Below are 19,255 nucleotides of genomic sequence, written 5' to 3'. Positions count from 1 at the left end.
TTAAGGGTTTCCTTTTTTAATCAATAAGCATGTCGGATAAATGCTTTCTGGCCACTTCTTGCTCCCGATATTTGCCCAGTCTCATTATGTCAATGAGGGCCAGTAGGGCATAGGCTAACTCGTTTCTTTTCGCCAGGTTTATCGCGCTTTTGTGGATGGGGGTAATTTGCTCTCCCCGCTCTGGAGCACCTGCGTCCGCCCATACATACGGCGTCTCCGGGGGGACCATGAGCGACATGCCTTTCATCGGAGGCGCGGACCAGCCGGTCGCCATACCGGGACCTACCCCTACCACTTCTGGGTGGCTATAGTATTTGATGCCGTGAGCAATGAACTCCCTCAGCCCGGTGGTATTGGCTCGATATCGCCCACTCGATGTACCCACATCGCTGACAACCAGCCCAAGGGCTTTCAGGCGTTGGTATGACTGTGAAACCGCCCCCAGAGATAGCCCGAGCCGTTCAGCTATAGCCCGGGAAGTGAGCGTCGAGTCAACCCGCGAAGTAAGGCCAGGTAGCGCTTTGGCTGTCGCCAGATCAATGGCGACTACGATATCTTGGGGTTTGATCTCCACGAAAGGCTCCTCCGCAAAGTGGAGTGTTCATGATACATGAACAATGAACAGCGTAGAACACCTATTGACCTTTACGTCAACAGTGATAAGCAAACAACACGGCGAATGTGTCTGGTACGGACCGCTCACCACCGATAATGAGGCGGAGGCTGTCTTCTATTGCGCTATCAGACCACCGACAGCGGGCAGCCCAATATAGACTGCCCGCACCCTCAGCGTTAGCTATAAGGACGCGGGAGAACCGCAAGAGGTCTCCTGCGCCCCGCGCCTAGCCTATTGGTCCCCCGGAAGCCTGGTGTTGCTGATAAACCCGATGCGCTTACCATCCGGGGACCAACTGGGCACATTGATGGTGCCCTGACCACCGTAGACGTAAGCGATAATCGTCGGCTCGCCGCCCTCGATCGGCATCTGGCGCAGGTAAACGTGGCGGTAGAAGGGGTGGTCCGCCGAGTCCACGTCATCGTGGTAGGACAGAAACACCAGGCTTTTACCGTCGGGCGAGACGTGCGGAAACCAGTCGTTGTACCGATCGAAGGTCAACTGCTCCTGATTGGACCCGTCCGCGTTCATTCGCCACAGTTGCATGGTACCGGTGCGGTTGGAGTTGAAGTAAATGTGTTGTCCATCCGGGCTGTACTCCGGGCCGTCGTCCAGCGTTGCCGTGTCGGTCAGTTGGGTTTCCTCGCCGGTGGCAATATCGACGGTATAGATGTCGTACTTGTCCTTTCGGTGACCGGTAAACACCAGTGTCTTGTCGTCCGGTGAATAACCGTGCAGGTACGAATGCCCAACGCCTTTTTGTGTGATCTGTCGGGGCTGGTCACTGCCGGTTAGAGGCAGCGTATAGATCGTTGATCGCCCGTCTTCGGAGTCGGCGTGATGGCTGATGGCAATCTCCTTGCCGCTCCAGGACAGCACATGGTCGTTGTTGTTCTGATCGGCAAAGCCGGTGTTCAGTTCGCTGATCTCGCCGGTTTCCAGATCGTACTTGTAAAGCAGCCCCTCGGAATTGTAGATCAGATACTGACTGTCGTGGGTCCAGTTGGGCGCCTGCAGGGAAACCGGTGAGCGGTGCAGAATACGCCGATTCCCGGTCTCCATGTCCATCACTTCGAGGTTGCTACCGATGTAATCCTGATAAGGCACAAAGTCATCCGCTGCGGGCCGGATAATACGAACATTGGATACCTGTGCACTTTCGATTTCATCGGCGTCGTGGGCGGACATTGCTAGCCCCACATAGACCTCATCGGAAAAATCCAGATGGGACACCTGGGTGACCTGGAAGGGCTCCCCGAACTTTGCCGCAGACATGATGAATGTATCGCCCCGGCGCTCCAGCTGAATCACCTCAGGCCCTTGAACCTTCAGACGGTATTCCTCGGTTTGCGCCCCTTTGGCGGAGCGGAACTGTAGCGACGTCAGGCCATCGCCATGCACCGTGGCGTGGACATTGGCCGAGCCCGAGTCAAGACTCTCGCGCACGTGCCAGCCCACCTTTCGGTGTGGGTCCACCCCCTCGCCGATAAACGCCACTTGGGCGCGCACGATGAAGTCTCCCTCCATCTGATTCCACGCGTAGTGCAGCTCGTCCTGATCGGACCACATATTGGCACCCGAACCGGAGATGACGTAATGCTGGCTGTCTGGTGCGTATTCCAGGCCGCCAGCATGCTTCACCGGACCGATATCAGTGTGGTGTTCGAATTGGCCGACGGGTTCAGCCGCCGCGTTCAGGCTCCAGAACATAAGCATTGCCGAGATAGTTAGGGGAAGGAGTGAGGATTGACCGTTAGTTTTTCTCATTCAAGAGTCTCCATTGCCTTTTATTGTTTGTATCAGGTCGCTGGATAGCCCCCGAAACGTAGCGATGACGTTTTGGCGCCCAACGAACGTAAAAGCCTACCACGGATCTTGAATAGGCGCTCTCGGCGCGTAGGGTCTATCCTACTCCGTACGCCCCGGCAAATAGATTGACGCTCGATCAACGCAGGAAGACGCCCTTAGTGGCTTATCGTCTTGCCCGACATTCATTCGTCGCACTTGAAAACCTGTTTTTAAGCTATCGGTTCGGGTCGCTCGATCAGTAATTTCTATGGTTATCCTGTCGATATCACCGGCCGGGCATCGACCAGTCAGTGAACGACCCATCTTATGATCCCAAGGAGACAACCATGCCCAACCGACACGGCGAATTTATCTGGTACGAACTGCTCACCACCGACAGCAATGCGGCGCTCGCCTTCTATGGCGCCATTCTGGGCTGGCAGGCCACCGACAGCGGGCAGCCCAATATGGACTACCGCATTCTCAGCATCCAGGATGATGACACGGGAGAACCCCGAGAGGTCGGCGGCCTGATGCAACTGACCGAAGAGATGTGCCAGGGCGGCGCCAAGCCCATGTGGCTGGGCTATATCGCCGTGGAGGATGTCGACCAGGCGGTGGCCAACATCACCGAGATGGGCGGCAGTGTGCAGATGCCCCCGACCGATATTCCCGACGTCGGCCGATTGGCCATGGTCAGCGACCCGCAAGGCACCCCCTTTTATGTCATGAAGGGCAGCAGCGATGAAGTCAGCCTGGCTTTCGCCTTCGACAAACCCCGTGTGGGACACTGTGCCTGGAATGAACTGATTACCACTGACCCGGACGCCGCCAAGGCCTTCTACTTCAAGGCGTTTGGCTGGACCAAAGACGGCGAAATGGACATGGGCCCAATGGGCTCGTACGAATTCATCCGCCACAACGGGGTGATTGGCGCCATTATGCCCAAACCGGAGGATATGCCCGCACCGATGTGGCATTACTACTTCCGTTGCGCCGACATTGACCTCGCCTGTAAGGCTGTCACGGACAACGGCGGACAGATCACGCTCGGGCCCGAAGAAATTCCCGGTGGAGAATTCATGGTCAAAGGGGTCGATCCACAGGGAGCCATGTTCTCGCTGGTGGGCGCAAGAAAATAGCTGACACAATAGGAGCCGATATGACCAACTTCATTACCTGCCTGTGGTTCGACTACGGCGAAGCCCGCAAGGCGGCCGAGTTCTATGCCGCCACCTTTCCCGACAGCTCTGTCGACCGGGTCAACACCGCCCCCGGTGACTTTCCCGGCGGTCAGGAAGGGACTGAGCTGACCGTCGAATTCACGGTGCTCGGCCGGCCTTTCCTCGGCCTTAACGGTGGTCCGAATGTAACGCCCAATGAGTCCGTCAGCTTCATGGTGGTCACCGAAAACCAGAAAGAGACGGACCACTACTGGAACACCATCATCGCCAATGGCGGCGAGGAGGTCGATTGTGGCTGGTGTAAGGACCGGTGGGGCTTTGCATGGCAGATCACGCCGCAGCGGCTGCTTGACTTGATATCGAGTGATGACCGGGCCGAGGCGCAGCGCGCTTTCGAAGCGATGATGACGATGAAGAAGATCGATATCGCTGCCCTCGACGCAGCGGTGACCGACCTCTCCTTATCGAGGAGTGGTGTTCGGTCATCGCCGGAAGAACATTGCGATAAGCGACAGTGCCAGGCTCACCAGGATCATCGTGGTAATGGGGAAGAAAAATTTATAGCCGGGTCGCTCAATCACAATATCGCCGGGCAACCGGCCCAACAGTAGGTGTTTCAACCAGGGCCAGGCCAGAGCGACCAGAATCAACAGAATACCGATGATCAATAACGTGCGCTGCATGGAGCCTCCCACTTAAGAGTGTAACGTAAGAAGCCAGGCAACTTCCTGCGGGGCGGCTGGCTGCTCAGGTGTGGGGTCGACAGATGACTTTGGGGCCGACCTCCCTATAGAAGATGTATACTTTACTTGGGCACTTGGTGATCTAACGCTTGGCTGAACTATGCCATCTTACGGTGTCACCTTTGAGCCATTTGTTGGCGCATTCTTGTGACGGTATATTCTTCCGCCCATCTGAAGAGCGATAATAAACGGGCTTGATACTAGGAAGTAGAGAAAGTATTCGCGTAAGTCATCATAGTGGCTCATATCCATTATCAGCAACATGCCCGACCCCAGTAGAGCCCCTGCCAACGGAGTGCTGTAAAACATACTTGTGGCAACTATAGACGGATATCGGGCCAACTCGGCTGACAAAGCCAAATCATCAACGGTCGTTAGGATAGAAAACGCACGACTTGCCGCAAAGCACGCCACGAGCCCTGCGCCGATGTACATGATGAGAAGCGCTATCCTTAGAGAGTCTAGAGATGTAAATTCTAGAGCTAGCAGAGGAACGGCGGGAAGCGCATCTCCTTGGTAGTGCACTGACAGATACTGGACGAGAGCTGCCACTGACAGTCCTGCAAAGACTGACCTTTGCGCAACCTTCATACACTCCCGAAAATTCTGTATCCGAATCTCTGTAATCTGATCCACGTGTACCTCGGTCTTACGCGCTAGTGCCATCAATATCGTTCACCCTCGGGGCTATACTATGCTTAGCTACTTCCGTCGCCGTTCAAGCTTGACACCAAGCATCTTAACCGGTTACACCTAACCTTTGCTTTGCAGGTATTCCTTTCTGTACTCAATCCCCGTACCTAAAAATGCAATAATGGAAAAAAAGTAATACACAACCAAGAATGCTTTCATAGAGGTGGACCTGTTCTCTTCAGACTCTCTCTCAAAATCGACTGTAGAGCTTAGCCCCAAATCCTGATACATTCCTTTATCGCAGTCGTGGATCGATGCTTTTTGTCCATATTCAGTACATGCTATGTTCTTTATGTCATAATATAGATGTTCGACCACATTAAAGATCTTCTTGCGTTCGTAGCTTTCTTCTTCGCTCGAATGGTAACTGACTTGGTGCTGAAAAATAGGGATTAAAACTAGCATCCCATACAAACCAATTAGTTGAATAAATCTATGTGCTTTCACGTTGTTCCTTTAATTTACAATGTTGGTTGTATGGCTTGGCATCAGCGTAAAGGGCCGGTTTGGAGCGCTAGCGGAAAATCGGTTCCGTTTGCGCATTGGTTAGGCGAATTTGACTAAAAATGCTAAATGAAAGAGCGATGTCAATCTCTGTTTCCGTAACGTCGCATAATGGAATCAGCCAAATGGGTTCCTGCCCCCACCAATCTCGCTAGTACCCGAATCTGTTCTTTGCAATGTGGATCGGTAGAAGGCTCAGGATAATTCATAGTGTGATCAATCTCTCCCCACACCTCTTCTAAGAGCGTCCGAATCTGCACTTCGCATGTGGCGTGACTTCTAGAATTTGGTCTCAAAACATAATGAATGCTTGTGTAGTAGCTTTCCTTAAGCTCACGCCTCAAGCCTAAGGATTCAAAATACTTCCCCGAGTCAGGATCCCATGTGTATGCCTTTGGGTCCTCGTACAAGGTAAATTCTTCATCTTCGATCTTTTCCATTATTGCACGATGAATATGTTCAAACTCCGAAATATGAAGGTGAAGGATTCGAATGCCTGCTATATCGGTTACTCGGGTAAAAACATTATCTCTATTTATTATCCCTTTCCGTTCTTCGTCCGGTAGTTCTTCATCCTCTTTATTCTTACGGTCTATTTTATCGAGCAAATGATCTACATCCTTTATTCGGTGACGAACCGAATGGACGTACTTAGATAAGCTTCGGCTCTCGAAAAAATTCTTGACGTGTTTCTGAAATAGCTCGAAAGCCTCTAGGTTTTCATCGTAGACTTCAATAATTTCCCTATGCTTTAATCGTATATCCTCGGTAGCCATTAATCCTCCACCCCTTCGACCCGGCTCATAAGCTCATCTGCGAAAGCATGATATGCGCTCTGTTTAGCGGTATACATACCACGATTTCCTAAAATCGTACTCCTATCTTCCGGTTCAAGGTTGGGCAGACCCGGCACGTTCCACATCGGTGTCCGGTATTTCTGTGCCATAGATGGCAACGTATTATGCGAATGCATAACAGATGTTCCGCCTATAGGTTCTGATATAACCCCTTCGGCAAGGTGCGCATAACAGTCTTTAGGTATTTTCTCTTGGATCACGCTTGGCAACTTACTTGCGTACGCGTAATGCGCAGTAGCTAAGTCATATTCATTTTGCCCGGCGTATCGACGCGCGTTGTAGATAGTGTATCCCAGTAATTTTACGAAATGATCAGGGAAAGCGCTTCGCTTCTTGTCGGATAAAAGGCTATACATTACGTTAAACTGTGATTTCCATGTTTTTAGCGCCATTCCGATATTAGTAAGACCGAAAGTAGAAAACATATCTGGCATACAAGGAACAAAAAAGCCCGTAGACGTAGAAATAATAACGCGATTCATCATTCCTAAGCTTGGCGACGTATCCAGTATTGCAACGTCATAACCATGTTTCTCACCAGCATCCAAGCATAAGCGCCGTATACCAGTCAAAAGGCGCAAGGCTTGAGGATCTCCCATGAAGGCATCGCTCCAAGATTTAGCGAGTTTGTCTTCAAAGGTATGAAGGCTTAAGCGGCCGGGAATCAGGCCAAGGCTAGGTGCCGCGTTATACACTTTGCCAAGTTCAAATGATTCAAAAACGCCATCCTCTATTGGCTTTAAATGACAATGTACTGATCTAGGTGTCGAGAGAAATTCTGAGAAGCTGGCTTGGGTTTCATCCAGAGCGGCTTGAAAATCCTCAATAAAAGGTTCCTCTTCTGTCCACAATTCTTCTAATTTTTCCGCGGACATACACTGTAATGTTAGATTCGACTGAGGATCAAGATCTACCATTAGGGTCTTTATACCCTTTTCAGCTAAAGCATGAGCCAAATGGAAACTAAGTGTCGATTTCCCAACGCCACCTTTATTGTTGAATACCGATATTATCTTCAAAACTTACTCCCATAAGTTCTATTCGAATGAGTGTTGTGTCACCTCATTTTTTGATGCAAACGCACGCCTAGCGCCCGGATCCAGAGTCGGTTTGGAGCCGCGAAGCGACGGAAAACGGTTGCCGCGCAGCCAATTGTTAGCTCTTATCCCTTCTGTCGATCATAAGAGAACTTGGAGCAAACGTCTCGCAAAAGACTTCTGCACCAAACTTGATCGCCAATGCGGCCGCGCTTGCGGCGACCATTGCTACAGTAATGCTCGCGGAGTTAAATGCTGCCACTATGGCTCCGGCGATATACTTCTTATCATAAACAACAGATAACCCTTGATTCCACGCTTTGTAAATATCACTATCAGGACTGCATACAGCTCTCCAGGCAACTCGCTTCAATGCAGAATTTGCACGTTTCCCAAGAGCCTCTTTGTTTTCCTCAGTTATCGGAGGTGGAAGCATTCTCCTGTCGGGGCCTGGAAGCCGTAAGGTGTAGGTATTTCTTACATCCCTAAGCAAATCAACTGATCGTTGCGGAACTGCCCGACCCATTTCAAGATATATTTGGTTTTCGGATTTGGTCATCACAAGCTGAACTGACTGGTGATCAACTTCATCCAGATCGAGCTTCGCTGATGACTCCTCCTTCAAACCCGCTAAGATACTTTCCTCTTCTAGCCTCTCAATTAAGCGCCTGTGAAACTGCTCCCTTCTATCTGGCGACTTAATGTTGTTAATGTTCTTTACGGCTCTGACAATCATGTCCCGCGCCTTCTCCAAGTTGCCCTCTCGCAGATAGCAAATTGCCAGCAGCGAGATCGCTTCAAGATTTAGCCGTGTTCTCGAACTGCTTTTTTGTATTGTTCCCTCAAATCCCATCTTGGCGAACGTCAAACTGCCGGCTTCCAACGCAGTCTCATAAAGCCAGTTTTTAGCTTGTAGAATTCGGGTTTCATGACCAGTAGGCCGCAATAGTTCTTGAATTTGGGATGTTATCCTCTTGGCTCGATTCAGATCAGCAGCTCCCACACACGACCTGAGCTGCGGCTCGAGTTTCGCCAGCCTTTCTTTCTGTGCTCTTGATAGCGGTTGATTTTCAGTCATAAATTAAAGATATCTATGAGAGGAGCTGATGACTCAAACACCGGAGCAGCTTTGAGTTGTTAGGTGCTGATTCATCGCAATATTGTTTTAAGGTGGGCCTCGCCATCTTTTGACACTCTCATAAATATTAACTTTCCGACCTTTCTTGTTTGGAACGTCAGCTTCTTCGTCGAAAGCCTTTTAATGTTGGTCGATGGATTAGCTATTTTTATTCCATGATCTTTCAAACAGTTGCTTACTTCAATTGTTTTAAAGTCGTTTGTTGATGACTTTGCTTGTACATAAAATGATGCGACAAGAGCCTTTTGCTGGTCGTTGATGTCGTCACGAAACTTGTGCATCCATTCGCCAAAGCTATCTGGTACAGTCAGGCTCTGCGGCAATGAACCATTTGTAGTAGCATCTGCTGAACCTGTTTCATTATCTTCGACTACTCCATCCTCGCCAGGCATACTGTCGGTTTCATTTTCGGAAGACGCTTGATTAAAAAGTTCGATGATAGCTTCAAGTTTATCAACTTGTCGATCTACAAAATCTTCGCTACCCTCTAGCTCAATGATCCCTTCCTGAAGATTTATTTTTACTTTAGCGGTCATTATTTCGCTCCTTTATTGAATTAATCCTGACTTATATAGCAACTCTTCGATCGCGGCCCGATAATCGAGCACAATGTTTCGAATATCTGATTTTTTAGTGTTGTAATGGATCTTGTGAGCTGAAAAATTACCAATCTTCCTGAATTGATCGAGGTAATCCCTTGTGTTTCTTGATAGAGAAAGAGTGCTGTTAGTCAATGCATTGCCGACTATGGTGTTCAGGTTCTTGTATTCGTTGTCTGGATCCTTGAGATCGGACCCGATTCCTAGCTTTTCATAGGAAAGGATTAGCATTATTTCAAGGAGCCTCCTCATTAGAACAGCTGTACCATCAAAAATGTTGTTCTCATAAGATGCGTTGATTTGTCTGCAAAGGGGCTCGATATAACCACGAGTCACTGAATAAAGTGACTTCGATATTTTTGGATTAATGGTTTCAATTACTTTGTCATCTTCTTGAAACTGAGGAAATTCCTTCTCAAGCGACTTTTGAAGATTTTCGTGCAGCTTATAGGAGTATTTTACGGGCCCTTTAACAAAGTTTTTCGATGCTAAAAGCTTCCTTTTCAATCTACTTTTATTTGGCTTTGCCAAACTTAAGCTATCAAGCCAGCCGCACACATCTGCGATCGTAAAATAATTCACCTCTGAAACTTTCGAGTGATAGAACCCCAAGAGCTCAACCCTATCAATCTCTTTTAGGTCTATAAATCCCCTTGTACTTGAAAATTTTTCAGTGTTCATGCAGTCCTACTATCAATTAACGCCCCACATATAGTGCGGCAGCAACATAGCGAGGAGCGAGCGAAGTGTAGGACGCCCCAGGCACGCAGTTGCGACATAATGTGTTTGTTATGCTTGATTTATGGTAAACGATTTTTAAGATCATCAACTTCCCGCCTTAAACGATGTACTTCGTCTTGGAGCGCGTACATAGCCTCAGCCATATTGTAAAGGCCATTGTAGTGATTGAATTTTTCAGGCTGTGCCTGAGGATCGCCAAATAACTGGATATTCTCGCCGAAGCACTTCTTGGCTGTATCGAAGCTCACCGTCTTTCTCCTTTAGAATTTGAAATGGCCTTGAAATATAGCGCCTGTAGCTGCGGCGAGTTGCGAGCGCAGCGAGTAATTTTTTTGACAGCCTACATTTGTTAGAGTAATTACTTGAATACCACACTTACCAAATCTTCGATAAAACTACTTACTTTCTTGGGGCCAGCTTTGTATTTTCCAGGATGGCCGCACTTATTCCTGAGGTTCAAGCAGTCCTCCAGCACAGAGCGCTGATTTTTATCAAATAACCCTAACTCTTGAGATACCAAGAGGAGCGTTGACTCCTTTACCAGAACGAGATCATCAAGTTTTTTGATTGGCTTCGCCTTTGGGTCAAACTTAGCTAAAGCAGTGTTGACGCTTCCCGCCCCACACGCAAATACATCGTCTCTGATTTTTTTAACCGCTCCAGACCATAAAAATACGACTGATGCCCTGATGGCATTTACTTGCAGACATTTAACCGCTTCATTCAAGTAGTCGCATACATCTTTATCACCTATGGTTGAAATTAACTCATCAAGGGAAGCGACGTCATTTTCAATTTCTATATCATGTGCAGGAAGTTCCAGTAGCTCTCTGACATAAGATTCACCCGTACTTGTAAGTGCCCATAGGAAGCGCTTTCCATCTTTGCCTATAGTGTCTACGTAGGGCGCGGATTGTGCTAAAGTTGCCGCCAAGTTCAGCTGCGCCGCCCGCGGAATCTTCGCCCGTTTAAGTAGCGCTCTTAGCCCCTCCACCGTAAGTGATTCAGCCTCTTGATATCTTTGACTGAAATACATGGCAGCAAGACAAATATCCTTTGTGCTCTTTTTTTTTACTGGGTTTAGAAATTCTACTATCGTCACGAATTAATCCTTTGGTATAGTCTTATTGCCTTTGGTGACGGCATAGGTTTCCTTAAGATAAATTTCACCGCTAACTGTTGGCTTCCACGCCTTCCCCTGTTGAGTAAAGAGACTTTTACCTTTGTCTTTAGCGGTTCTCATTGTGTTATCTGGGCGTGCCGGAATTACCAAGCCACAGGCATCCGATAATTCCTTTATTTCTTTGGCTTGTATCGGATGTGCGCCATATTGGGAATACATCCAAGCCGCGAGCAGCATAACATTGTCCTTTGGCTTCCCATGCTCGAAGCTACCAATGAAAGAGCTGAGATCGCTTGTGTCAGCTTTTTCTCTACCTGATCTATCTTTTTGCCCAGTAGAACTATCTTCATGCTTGTGTTTCTGGCTGGGTTGAGAATCAAAGTAGTAGGGCACCATTATCTCAAATGCAGCGCTTCGTATCGCCGGATCTAACTTTTCTATGACCTCATTCATTTCCAGCAATTTCGATTGAACTTCTGTTATGTTTTTCTTGTTCATCTTATAATTCTCCATTGGTTTCCTGTAAAACCTCTAACATTGGTGTATCTCAAACCGATAAAAACTCTCGAACGATATCGTAAGGTACTTACATATCGGCTTTTCAGATTGATCTGGCGCATTTTTCTTCGAATGTATATGCGCATGCTCGATATCATTCCGCGAGGTGCGTGATATCCTTCCACTCGAATCAGGTAACTAGTTGTTTCTGCGGAAATTTTTCTGAGGAGGGGCTACAAACGAGCAATCCCTCGCCGCAATTCGCGCACTTGATAAGAAAGCCGACCGGGCCGGCTGACATCCTATGTCGTAAATTGCCACATAATATGCGGACTGACAACCCTAAATTTTACGTCGCCAAGCTTGCAGGCGAAGGCTGTTTATTGTTTACGCTTCAGACGCCGGCGGACAATGAAAACTCTGCGCAATCTTATCCCCCTCCATCGAGTGCAAATGCACATCAAACCCCCACAGCCGGTGCACATGCCTAAGCACCTCCTCGGCCGAGTTATCCAGCGGCTTGCGGGAGTGCCGCGTGTGGTGCAGGGTCAGTGAGCGGTCGCCCCGGATATCCACGCTGTGCACCTGAATGTTAGGCTCGCGGTTGCCCAGGTTGTAAAGGCCCGCGAGGGACTGGCGTACGGCGCGGTAGCCTTCTTCGTCGTGGATGGCGTTGACTTCGATGTGGGGTTCGCGGTCGTCGTCTACCACGGTAAAGAGTTTCAGGTCTCGGATGATTTTGGGCGATAGGAATTGCAGGATGAAGCTCTCATCTTTGAAGTTGCGCATGGCGAAGTGCAGGGTTTCATTCCAGTCGCTGCCGGCGATGTCCGGGAACCAGTAGCGGTCTTCCTCGGTGGGGCGCTCGCAGATGCGGCGGATGTCCATCATCATGTTGAACCCCAGGGTGTAGGGGTTGATGCCGCTGTAGTGGGGGCTGTCGTAGGGCGGCTGGTAAATCACGCTGGAGTGGGACTGCAGGAACTCCATCATGAAGGCGTCGGTGACCAGGCCCCGGTCATACATCTCGTTGAGCAGGGTGTAGTGCCAGAAGCAGGCCCAGCCTTCATTCATCACCTGAGTCTGCCGCTGGGGGTAGAAGTACTGCGCGATTTTGCGCACGATGCGCACCACTTCGCGCTGCCAGGGTTCCAGCAGGGGGGCGTTTTTCTCGATGAAGTACAGCAGGTTTTCCTGGGGTTCGCTGGGGTAGCGCTGTTTCGGGGCGGGGTCTTCCGCTTCCGGGGTCATCCGGGGGATGGTTCGCCACAGGTCGTTCACCTGCCGCTGCAGGTATTCTTCGCGCTCCTTCTGCCGCTCCCGTTCGTCCCAGGCGGAGATGGGGGAGGGGCGTTTGTAGCGGTCCACGCCGTAGTTCATCAGGGCGTGGCAGGAATCCAGGGTTTCTTCCACCGCACTGATGCCGTAGCGCTCTTCGCACTGGGCGATGTAGTTCTTGGCAAACACCAGGTAGTCGATGATGGAGCTGGCGTCGGTCCAGGTGCGGAACAGGTAGTTGCCTTTGAAGAAGGAGTTGTGGCCGTAGCAGGCGTGGGCGATCACCAGGGCCTGCATGGTGATGGTGTTCTCCTCCATCAGGTAGGCGATGCAGGGGTTGGAGTTGATCACGATTTCGTAGGCCAGCCCCATCTGCCCCCGGGTGTAGGCGTTCTCCACAGAAAGAAACTGTTTGCCGTAGGACCAGTGGTGGTAGCCCAGAGGCATGCCGGCGGCGGAGTAGGCGTCCATCATCTGTTCGGAGCTGATGATCTCGATCTGGTTGGGGTAGGTGTCCAGCCCGAACTCTTTGGCAATGCCGGCGATGGCCCGGTCGTATTCCTCGACCAGCTCGAAGGTCCAGTCGGCGCCGGTGGATATGGGTTTGCGCTCACTCATGACTTAACCCGCCTGCCGGTGCGTGTCTTTATGGAACAGCTCGCGAAACACCGGGTAGATGTCGCGCACGTCGGTGATCTGTTCCATGGCGAAGATGTGCGGGAAGCGCTCCTGCACTTCCTCGTACTCGTGCCAGAGCGCCTGATGCTCCCGCTGGGTGATTTCGATGTAGGAGAAGTACTGCACGTGGGGCAGTATGTCTTCACACAGCACCTGTTGGCACACGCTGGAGTCTTCGTTCCAGTTATCCCCGTCCGAGGCCTGGGCGCCGTAGATGTTCCACTCGTTGGTGGGGTAACGCGCTTCCATGATGCTGTGCATCAGTTTCAGGGCGCTGGAGACGATGGTGCCGCCGGTTTCCCGGGAATAGAAAAACTCTTCCTCGTCCACTTCCTTGGCGCTGGTGTGATGGCGAATGAACACCACTTCGGTGTGCTCGTAGTTGCGCTGCAGAAACAGGTACAGCAGGATGAAAAAGCGCTTGGCCATGTCCTTGGTGGACTGGGTCATGGAGCCGGACACGTCCATCAGGCAGAACATCACCGCTTTGCTGCGCGGTATCGGGTGTTTGACGTGCAGGTTGTATTTCAGGTCGAAGGTGTCCAGCCAGGGAATGCGCTTGATTTTCGCCTCCAGCTCGACAATTTCCTCTTCCAGGCTTTTGACCTTGCGCGCGTCGTAAAGAATGTCCTGTTTGGCCTGTTCCTCTTCGAGCTGGGCTTTCAGTTCTTTCAGGCGGCGGCGCTTTTTGGCGGTCAGGGCGATGCGCCGGGCGTGGGCGGAGCGCATGGAGCGCACCACGTTCAGTTGCCCCGGGTTGCCCTCGTTGCTGATGCCGGCCCGGTGGCGTTGAAAGTCGGTGTCGCCGATCAACTGGCGTTTGACCAGGTTGGGCAGGGCCAGGTCGTCAAACATGAAATCCAGAAACTCGCTCTGGGATATCTGAAAAACAAATTCGTCTTCGCCCTCTCCGGAGTCACTGGCTCCAGAGCCGCTGCCGCCTCCGCCGCCGCTGGGCGGGCGGGCAATGCGATCGCCCCGGGTGAATTCCTTGTTGCCGGGCAGCACGTTTTCCCGGTGGCCGCCCTGGCCGTGGTGGAATACCGGTTCGTGAATGTCCCGGGTGGGAATGCTGATTTTCTCGCCCTGCTCGATATCGGTAATGGAGCGACGGCTGACCGCACCGGACACGGCTTTTTTGATGTGCTCTTTATAGCGACGCAGGAAGCGCTGCCGGTTGACGGCACTTTTGTTTTTGGCGTTCAGGCGACGGTCGACAATATGACTCATACGCTAACCTCGAAAAACCACCCTCGGCACCCCGGGTGGGGTGCCGGCTTTACTGGGACTTACGGACCCGCAGATACCACTCCGACAGCAGCCGGACCTGCTTCTCCGTATAACCGCGCTCGATCATGCGCGCCACAAAGTCCTGGTGTTTTTTCTGGTCCGCGGCGGAAGCCTTGGCATTGAAGGAAATGACGGGCAACAGGTCCTCGGTGTTGGAGAACATTTTCTGCTCGATCACCGAGCGCAACTTCTCGTAGCTGTTCCAGGCCGGGTTGCGGCCGTTGTTGTTGGCCCGGGCGCGCAGCACGAAGTTGACGATCTCGTTGCGGAAGTCCTTGGGGTTGCTGATGCCCGCCGGCTTCTCGATTTTTTCCAGCTCCTGGTTGAGGGCGCCCCGGTCGAGAATTTCCCCGGTGTCCGGGTCCCTATATTCCTGATCCTGAATCCAGAAGTCGGCGAAGGTGACGTAGCGGTCGAAAATGTTCTGCCCGTACTCGGTGTAGGACTCCAGGTAGGCGGTCTGGATTTCCTTGCCGATAAAGTCCACGTAGCGCGGCGCCAGGTATTCCTTGATAAAGCCCAGGTAGCGCTCGCGGGTTTCCGCGGGGAACTGCTCGCGCTCGATCTGCTGCTCCAGTACATAGAGCAGGTGCACCGGGTTGGCGGCCACTTCAGTGGGGTCGAAGTTGAACACCTTGGACAGAATCTTGAACGCGAACCGGGTGGACAACCCGGTCATGCCTTCGTCCACGCCGGCGGCGTCCCGGTATTCCTGGATGGACTTGGCTTTCGGGTCGGTGTCTTTGAGGCTCTCGCCGTCGTAGATGCGCATCTTCGAATAGATGTTGGAGTTTTCCGGCTCCTTCAGGCGCGAGAGCACCACAAACTTGGCCAGCATGCGCAGGGTGTCCGGGGCGCAGTGTGCGTTGTTCAGGGAGCTGTTTTCCAGCAGCTTCTCGTAGATTTTCACTTCCTCGGACACGCGCAGGCAGTAGGGCACCTTGACGATGTACACCCGGTCCAGAAAGGCCTCGTTGTTCTTGTTGTTTTTGAACGCCTGCCACTCGGATTCGTTGGAGTGGGCGAGAATAATGCCCTCGAAGGGAATGGCGCTCAAACCCTCGGTGCTGTTGTAGTTGCCCTCCTGGGTGGCGGTCAGCAGCGGGTGCAGCACCTTGATCGGCGCCTTGAACATTTCCACAAATTCCATCAGCCCCTGGTTGGCCCGGCACAGGCCGCCGGAGAAGCTGTAGGCGTCCGGGTCGTTCTGGGGGTAGTCCTCCAGCTTGCGGATATCCACCTTGCCCACCAGGGAGGAAATGTCCTGGTTGTTTTCATCGCCGGGCTCGGTTTTGGAGACGGCAATCTGGTCGAGAATCGACGGGAAGACTTTCACCACCTTGAACTGGCTGATGTCGCCCTCGTACTCGTGCAGGCGCTTGACCGCCCAAGGGGACATGATGGTTTTCAAGTAGCGCTGGGGAATGCCGTAGTCTTCCTCCAGAATCTGGCCGTCTTCGTCGGGGTTAAATAACCCCAGCGGCGATTCGAACACCGGGGAGCCTTTGAGGCAGTAGATGGGCATCTGTTGCATCAGCGCTTTGAGCTTTTCGGCCAGGGAGGACTTGCCGCCCCCGACCGGGCCGAGCAGGTACAGAATCTGTTTCTTTTCCTCCAGCCCCTGGGCGGCGTGTTTGAAGAAGGAGACGATCTGCTCGATGCACTCCTCCATGCCGTAAAAGTCGCCGAAGGCCTTGTAGCGCTTGATGACTTTATTGGAAAAAATCCGGCTCAGCCGGGGGTCCAGAGAGGTGTCCACCAGTTCGGGTTCGCCGATGGCCATCAGCATCCGTTCGGCGGCGGTGGCGTAAACGCTGCGGTCCTGTTTGCACAGGTCCAGGTACTCCTGAATGCTCAACTCTTCCTGTTGGGTTGAAATGTAACGTTCGCGGTAATGGTTGAAAATCGTCATCGATCCACCCCTGCGTTAAATGCTTTGCAGTCAGTCGCTAACCACTGTCACTGATAAGCATAGTCCGAAAACCGTCATCCGGGCAGCGTCTTTACATGGAAATTTTTGACGCATTCGGCCTTTTCCATGAAAAGCCATGGAAAAACAGTGCCAAGCCTGCCGGTATGAATCTGTTGCATGTTGATGTCAGGAAAAGGTCGTTTTTCTGGCTCTGCTTTGACTCGGATAAACCGCGTCAGGTTCCGGTATATACGTGCTGAAAGCGCCTTTGGAACACCGGAATGTGCCATAATGCAGCCAGCTTTCCGGGGTGTGACGCCGCGCTCCCGGCCCCTTGAAAATGACCGAACAAGAAGGACTTAAGTATGCACTCACCCTCAACAGACCGCAGCGCCCGCCCGGACATTCTGGTGACCGGCGGGGCGGGGTACATCGGCAGCCACGTGTGTGTGGAATTGGTGAAGGCCGGCTACCGCCCGGTGGTGGTGGACAACCTGAGCAACAGCAAGCGCGAGGTCATCGACCGGGTGGCGAGCATCTGCGGCGAGGCGCCGGTATTTTACGAGCTGGACCTGAACGACCGGCCCGCCCTGGAGGCGGTGTTCGAGAAGCACGCTTTTGGTGCGGTGATGCACTTTGCCGGGCTCAAGGCGGTGGGCGAGTCCAGCCAGATTCCCTTGACCTATTACCGCGAGAACGTCGGTGGCACCCTGACCCTGTGTGAGGTGATGGAAGCCTACGGTCAGGGCAACCTGATTTTCAGCTCCTCCGCCACGGTATACGGCGACCCGGTGTCAGTGCCCATTGACGAGAGCTTCGCCACCAGCGCCACCAACCCCTACGGGCGCAGCAAGCTGATCATCGAGGAAATCCTGCGGGACGTGGCAGCGGCGCCGGAGGAACACCGCAAGGCGCCCTGGAATATCACCCTGTTGCGCTACTTTAACCCCGTAGGCGCCCACGAAAGCGGCCAGATCGGCGAAGATCCCGCCGGAATCCCCAATAACCTGCTGCCTTATGTGGCCCAGGTGGCCATCGGCAAGCTCAAGGAGCTGAGTGTGTTTGGCGATGATTACGACACCGTGGATGGCACCGGGGTGCGCGATTATATCCATGTGGTGGACCTGGCCAAGGGCCATGTGGCGGCGCTGGAAGCCCTGGATAAAGCCGGGCCCGGCTGCCGGGCCTATAACCTGGGCACCGGGGTGGGCTATTCGGTATTGCAGATGGTCGAGGCGTTTGAGAAGGCCAGCGGCCGGAAGGTGCCGTACCGCATCGCGCCGCGCCGGCCCGGGGATATCGCCAGTTGTTACGCCAATGCGGATTTGGCCAAGCGCGAGTTGGGTTGGCAGGCGGAGTTCGGGTTGGAGCGGATGATGGTGGATGCGTGGCGGTGGCAGTCGCAGAATCCCAACGGGTATTGAGGTTTTGGGGGTTGCGTCGGGGGGTTGGGTTACGGCGGATGCGCTTCGCTTATCCGCCCTACGCGGACTCCGTGCTATCCGTATCCAATCGTTGCCGCATCCACCATAACGAATCGTTAAAACAACGGGGGTGTTAATGGATTTCGTCTGGTTATTGTTGGGATTGGCCCTGCTAACCGGCGGTGGCGACACCCTGGTACGCGGCGCTGTGGCCCTGGCAACCCGCTGGGGCGTGTCGCCACTACTGGCCGGGTTGGTGATCGTCGGTTTCGGCACCTCCTCCCCGGAGCTGGTGGTATCCCTGCAGGCCGCTTTGGAAAACACCCCGGATATCGCTCTGGGCAACGTGATCGGCAGCAATATTGCCAATATCCTGCTGATTCTGGGCCTCTGTGGGTTGGTACTGCCCCTGACCGTGCACACCAATGCCCTCAACCGGGACGGCCTGGCGATGGTGGCGGCGACGGTGTTCGCGTTGCTGATCATGCGCGACGGCGCTCTGGGATTTACCGATGGGGTGATGTTTCTGGTGGCGTTGGCCGTGTACCTTATCTGGTCTTATCGCACCGAGCGGGTGGACCCCCTTGGGCCTGAAGCGGAGCTGCACAAAGCCGAGGCCGCCTCAGTCACCCATCGCCCCCAGGCGCTCTGGTTGTCCGTCGCCATGACTCTGGGTGGCCTGGTGCTGCTGATTGTCGGCGCCCGCCTGTTTCTGCGCGGTGCCGTGGGTATCGGTGAGTGGCTGGGTATCCCGGAAGCGCTGATCGGCCTGACGTTAGTGGCGGTGGGGACGTCCCTGCCCGAGCTGGCGGTGTCCCTGATCGCGGTATTGCGCCGCCAGGCGGATGTGGCGGTGGGGAATATTCTGGGGAGTAATATCTTCAACCTGTTGGGGATTCTGGGTATTTCGGCGATTATCCAGCCGTTGCCCCTGGCGGGGCGTTTGTTGGCGATCGACCAGTGGGTGATGTTGGCGGCGGCTTTGGCGTTGGTGGCGTTTCTGTTGACCGGGAAGCGGTTGAATCGCGTTGAGGCCGGGGTGTTGTTGGCCGGTTACGTTGTGTACGTTGGGTTTATGGCGGTGTGATTTTTGGTTGGGTTACGGCGGATGCGGCCTTTGGCCTTATCCGCCCTACGCGAACTGCCGTGGTA

19 protein-coding genes and 1 pseudogene are annotated in these 19,255 nt (G+C 52.8%); 4 read left to right on the top strand and 16 right to left on the bottom strand.

The features are described from left to right. Positions 1 to 16: 16 nt before the first annotated feature. Positions 17 to 574: a winged helix-turn-helix domain-containing protein gene (locus tag N645_RS17430; protein ID WP_024461038.1), complete on the bottom strand. Its 558-nt coding sequence runs from the start codon at positions 572 to 574 to the stop codon at positions 17 to 19. Between the two features lie 273 nt (positions 575 to 847). Beyond that, positions 848 to 2,326 (bottom strand): PD40 domain-containing protein, encoded by a 1,479-nt coding sequence (locus N645_RS0108265; RefSeq protein WP_202960781.1) that lies wholly within the window; start codon positions 2,324 to 2,326, stop codon positions 848 to 850. Positions 2,327 to 2,751: 425 nt separating this feature from the next. On the opposite strand from N645_RS0108265, the gene N645_RS0108260 reads away from it, so the two are divergent. Together N645_RS0108260 and N645_RS18525 are read left to right on the top strand one after the other, a co-directional pair. Further along, on the top strand, positions 2,752 to 3,546 hold the full coding sequence (locus tag N645_RS0108260; RefSeq protein WP_024461036.1) for a VOC family protein: 795 nt from the start codon (positions 2,752 to 2,754) through the stop codon (positions 3,544 to 3,546). A 20-nt stretch (positions 3,547 to 3,566) separates the two neighbouring features. Further along, positions 3,567 to 3,911: pseudogene (locus tag N645_RS18525) on the top strand (VOC family protein); the annotation flags it as partial. Positions 3,912 to 4,070: 159 nt separating this feature from the next. On the opposite strand, the gene N645_RS18520 reads toward N645_RS18525, so the two are convergent. The 14 genes from N645_RS18520 to N645_RS17975 form a co-directional block, all read right to left on the bottom strand. Beyond that, positions 4,071 to 4,271 (bottom strand): DUF2905 domain-containing protein, encoded by a 201-nt coding sequence (locus N645_RS18520; RefSeq protein WP_081665980.1) that lies wholly within the window; start codon positions 4,269 to 4,271, stop codon positions 4,071 to 4,073. Between the two features lie 813 nt (positions 4,272 to 5,084). Next, a complete protein-coding gene (locus N645_RS0108245; protein ID WP_024461033.1) occupies positions 5,085 to 5,471 on the bottom strand; it encodes a hypothetical protein in 387 nt (128 codons plus the stop codon). A gap of 140 nt (positions 5,472 to 5,611) precedes the next feature. Further along, complete coding sequence (locus N645_RS0108240; protein ID WP_024461032.1) at positions 5,612 to 6,304, bottom strand: RelA/SpoT domain-containing protein; 693 nt, start codon at positions 6,302 to 6,304, stop codon at positions 5,612 to 5,614. Continuing rightward, a complete protein-coding gene (locus N645_RS0108235; protein WP_024461031.1) occupies positions 6,304 to 7,404 on the bottom strand; it encodes a ParA family protein in 1,101 nt (366 codons plus the stop codon). The genes N645_RS0108240 and N645_RS0108235 overlap by 1 nt, the downstream gene beginning before the upstream one ends. Before the next feature lie 136 nt (positions 7,405 to 7,540). Then, entirely contained in the window at positions 7,541 to 8,500 is a 960-nt protein-coding gene (locus N645_RS0108230; protein WP_024461030.1) for a hypothetical protein, read from the bottom strand. A gap of 71 nt (positions 8,501 to 8,571) precedes the next feature. Next, a complete protein-coding gene (locus N645_RS0108225; RefSeq protein ID WP_024461029.1) occupies positions 8,572 to 9,096 on the bottom strand; it encodes a hypothetical protein in 525 nt (174 codons plus the stop codon). Positions 9,097 to 9,108: 12 nt separating this feature from the next. Further along, entirely contained in the window at positions 9,109 to 9,840 is a 732-nt protein-coding gene (locus N645_RS17425; RefSeq protein ID WP_024461028.1) for a DUF4145 domain-containing protein, read from the bottom strand. Positions 9,841 to 9,959: 119 nt separating this feature from the next. Next, positions 9,960 to 10,148, bottom strand: a complete 189-nt coding sequence (locus N645_RS0108215) for a hypothetical protein (protein ID WP_024461027.1) — start codon at positions 10,146 to 10,148, stop codon at positions 9,960 to 9,962. 110 nt (positions 10,149 to 10,258) lie between these two features. Further along, entirely contained in the window at positions 10,259 to 11,002 is a 744-nt protein-coding gene (locus N645_RS0108210) for a hypothetical protein (RefSeq protein ID WP_024461026.1), read from the bottom strand. Positions 11,003 to 11,005: 3 nt separating this feature from the next. After that, entirely contained in the window at positions 11,006 to 11,521 is a 516-nt protein-coding gene (locus N645_RS0108205) for a hypothetical protein (protein WP_152521661.1), read from the bottom strand. Positions 11,522 to 11,908: 387 nt separating this feature from the next. Continuing rightward, the gene (locus tag N645_RS0108200; protein ID WP_024461024.1) at positions 11,909 to 13,417 is read right to left on the bottom strand and encodes a SpoVR family protein; all 1,509 of its coding nucleotides are present in this window, start codon (positions 13,415 to 13,417) and stop codon (positions 11,909 to 11,911) included. Between the two features lie 3 nt (positions 13,418 to 13,420). Further along, positions 13,421 to 14,707 carry a YeaH/YhbH family protein gene (locus tag N645_RS0108195; protein ID WP_024461023.1) on the bottom strand — a complete coding sequence of 429 codons (1,287 nt, stop codon included), beginning with the start codon at positions 14,705 to 14,707 and terminating at the stop codon, positions 13,421 to 13,423. A 49-nt stretch (positions 14,708 to 14,756) separates the two neighbouring features. Beyond that, positions 14,757 to 16,679, bottom strand: a complete 1,923-nt coding sequence (locus tag N645_RS0108190) for a PrkA family serine protein kinase (protein ID WP_024461022.1) — start codon at positions 16,677 to 16,679, stop codon at positions 14,757 to 14,759. A gap of 74 nt (positions 16,680 to 16,753) precedes the next feature. Beyond that, the gene (locus tag N645_RS17975) at positions 16,754 to 16,969 is read right to left on the bottom strand and encodes a hypothetical protein (RefSeq protein ID WP_152521660.1); all 216 of its coding nucleotides are present in this window, start codon (positions 16,967 to 16,969) and stop codon (positions 16,754 to 16,756) included. Between the two features lie 75 nt (positions 16,970 to 17,044). Here N645_RS17975 and galE point away from each other — a divergent pair, with 75 nt between their 5' ends. Beyond that, positions 17,045 to 18,103 carry a UDP-glucose 4-epimerase GalE gene (gene galE / locus N645_RS0108185; protein WP_051174371.1) on the top strand — a complete coding sequence of 353 codons (1,059 nt, stop codon included), beginning with the start codon at positions 17,045 to 17,047 and terminating at the stop codon, positions 18,101 to 18,103. 136 nt (positions 18,104 to 18,239) lie between these two features. Beyond that, complete coding sequence (locus N645_RS0108180) at positions 18,240 to 19,190, top strand: calcium/sodium antiporter (protein ID WP_036160695.1); 951 nt, start codon at positions 18,240 to 18,242, stop codon at positions 19,188 to 19,190. The last annotated feature ends 65 nt before the right edge of the window (positions 19,191 to 19,255 follow it).

Origin of the sequence: Marinimicrobium sp. LS-A18 (assembly GCF_000463525.1) — a bacterium.
Lineage (GTDB): Bacteria > Pseudomonadota > Gammaproteobacteria > Pseudomonadales > Cellvibrionaceae > Marinimicrobium > Marinimicrobium koreense.
The sequence above is the reverse complement of the archived record's forward strand: the minus strand, read 5'-3'. Positions and strand labels throughout refer to the sequence as shown.

Bases quoted from the DNA above. Each gene is read 5' to 3' on its own strand.
- N645_RS0108265 (WP_202960781.1), bottom strand. From the start codon at position 2,326: ATGTTCTGGAGCCTGAACGCGGCGGCTGAACCCGTCGGCCAATTCGAA.
- N645_RS0108260 (WP_024461036.1), top strand. From the start codon at position 2,752: ATGCCCAACCGACACGGCGAATTTATCTGGTACGAACTGCTCACCACC.
- N645_RS18520 (WP_081665980.1), bottom strand. From the start codon at position 4,271: ATGCAGCGCACGTTATTGATCATCGGTATTCTGTTGATTCTGGTCGCT.
- N645_RS0108240 (WP_024461032.1), bottom strand. From the start codon at position 6,304: ATGGCTACCGAGGATATACGATTAAAGCATAGGGAAATTATTGAAGTC.
- N645_RS0108230 (WP_024461030.1), bottom strand. From the start codon at position 8,500: ATGACTGAAAATCAACCGCTATCAAGAGCACAGAAAGAAAGGCTGGCG.
- N645_RS0108225 (WP_024461029.1), bottom strand. From the start codon at position 9,096: ATGACCGCTAAAGTAAAAATAAATCTTCAGGAAGGGATCATTGAGCTA.
- N645_RS17425 (WP_024461028.1), bottom strand. From the start codon at position 9,840: ATGAACACTGAAAAATTTTCAAGTACAAGGGGATTTATAGACCTAAAA.
- N645_RS0108205 (WP_152521661.1), bottom strand. From the start codon at position 11,521: ATGAACAAGAAAAACATAACAGAAGTTCAATCGAAATTGCTGGAAATG.
- N645_RS0108200 (WP_024461024.1), bottom strand. From the start codon at position 13,417: ATGAGTGAGCGCAAACCCATATCCACCGGCGCCGACTGGACCTTCGAG.
- N645_RS0108195 (WP_024461023.1), bottom strand. From the start codon at position 14,707: ATGAGTCATATTGTCGACCGTCGCCTGAACGCCAAAAACAAAAGTGCC.
- N645_RS0108190 (WP_024461022.1), bottom strand. From the start codon at position 16,679: ATGACGATTTTCAACCATTACCGCGAACGTTACATTTCAACCCAACAG.
- N645_RS17975 (WP_152521660.1), bottom strand. From the start codon at position 16,969: ATGGCACATTCCGGTGTTCCAAAGGCGCTTTCAGCACGTATATACCGG.
- galE (WP_051174371.1), top strand. From the start codon at position 17,045: ATGCACTCACCCTCAACAGACCGCAGCGCCCGCCCGGACATTCTGGTG.
- N645_RS0108180 (WP_036160695.1), top strand. From the start codon at position 18,240: ATGGATTTCGTCTGGTTATTGTTGGGATTGGCCCTGCTAACCGGCGGT.